The organism is uncultured Caballeronia sp. (assembly GCF_964243625.1).
GTDB lineage: Bacteria > Pseudomonadota > Gammaproteobacteria > Burkholderiales > Burkholderiaceae > Caballeronia.
Window position 1 is genome coordinate 1 of the sequence record NZ_CAXTGZ010000439.1, and the last position, 1567, is coordinate 1567.

Annotated in this window: 1 protein-coding gene and 1 pseudogene; one reads left to right on the forward strand and one right to left on the reverse strand. The window is 58.0% G+C overall.

Features of this window, described 5'->3' with window-relative positions; genetic code table 11:
* Positions 1-1021 (reverse strand): glutamine--tRNA ligase (glnS, locus tag ACFFAR_RS24030; RefSeq protein WP_375508589.1); only part of this gene is annotated, 1021 nt, incomplete at its 3' end.
* A gap of 340 nt (positions 1022-1361) precedes the next feature.
* On the opposite strand from glnS, the pseudogene ACFFAR_RS24035 reads away from it, so the two are divergent.
* Positions 1362-1559: pseudogene (locus ACFFAR_RS24035) on the forward strand (ornithine acetyltransferase); the annotation flags it as partial.
* Positions 1560-1567 lie beyond the last annotated feature (8 nt).

Sequence of the window (1567 nt, forward strand, 5' to 3'; positions counted from 1 at the left end):
GCACGCTCATGTCGATCCACGAATCGACCTTCGTCACGGCCACGCGATCGCACATCAGGCGGATGCTTTCCGGTGTGAAACCACGGCGCCGCACGCCCACGATAGTCGGCATGCGCGGATCGTCCCAGCCTTCCACGTGGTTCTCGGTCACCAGTTGGAGCAGCTTGCGTTTGCTGGTGATTGCATAGGTGAGGTTCAGGCGCGAAAACTCGATTTGCTGCGGCAGCGGACGTGTGAACTTGCCGTCGTCGGCGAGTTGGTTCAGGAACCAGTCGTAAAGCGGACGATGATCCTCGAATTCCAGCGTGCACAGCGAATGCGTAATGTTCTCGAGCGCGTCCGATACACAATGCGTGTAGTCATACATCGGGTAGATGCACCACGTGTCGCCGGTCCGGTAGTGATGCGCGAAACGAATGCGATAAATCACCGGATCGCGCATGTTGAAGTTCGGCGACGCCATGTCGATTTTCGCGCGCAGCACGTGCTCGCCTTCCTGGAATTCGCCGGCTTTCATGCGGCGGAACAGGTCGAGGTTTTCTGCAGGCGTGCGGTCGCGGAACGGCGAATTCTTGCCCGGCTCCTGCGCGGAGCCGCGTGTGAGACGCATTTCTTCGGCTGTCTGGCTATCCACATAGGCCTGGCCACGCTCGATCAGCAGTTCGGCGAATTCGTAGAGCTGGTCGTAGTAGTCGCTTGCGAAGTACAGGTATTCCTGGCCGTCCTTGTTCCAGTCGAAGCCGAGCCACTTGACCGCATCGACGATGGAATCCACGTACTCGACGCTTTCCTTTTCGGGGTTGGTATCGTCGAAACGCAGGTGGCAGACGCCGCCGTAATCACGCGCGATGCCGAAATTGACGCAAATACTCTTTGCATGGCCAATGTGCAGATAACCGTTCGGCTCGGGCGGAAAACGCGTCTCGACCCGCTGCGACCATTTGCCGTTGCGATTGTCTTCGTCAATGATATTGCGGATGAAATTATTCACCGCCGGGGCGTCGTTGCGATCAGTGTTCATGCGAAAGAGAAGAAGAGCTGACGAGGGCGCTAGCGTTCGAATACGTGCGGCTTGCGTTCGGTAAGACCAAATCGATCAAACGATTCTACCTTAGCAATCCGCCCGGGACAGCGCAGGCCGGGATTTCGCCACGATGTGCGGCGCGGTTGCGACATGTTCCTTATCTGATGCAAACCCGCAGCGTTTCAATACCGGATGTATCGAGCGTAACGGGAGGTAAATCGCATTGTCGGCAATGATGAGACGATTTTAAGATAGCGTCGCGTCCCGGACTAATGAAATTGAAAGGTTCGGGGCGCGGCATATCGACAATAAAAAGGAAGGTCTCAACATGAACAAGATCACGCGGGTATCGATTCGGGTTGCTGCGGTTGCGACGTTAATTGCAGCAGTGTCGGGGTGTGCGATGAGCCGTACGCAGGCGCACGCGGGGATTGGAGCGGCGGCCGGCGGTGCGTTGGGTTATGTGCTGACCGGCGGTCCGCTTGGGACGGTGGCGGGCGCGGCAGCGGGCGGACTGGTCGGGGCGGGCGTGAGGGAAAACTT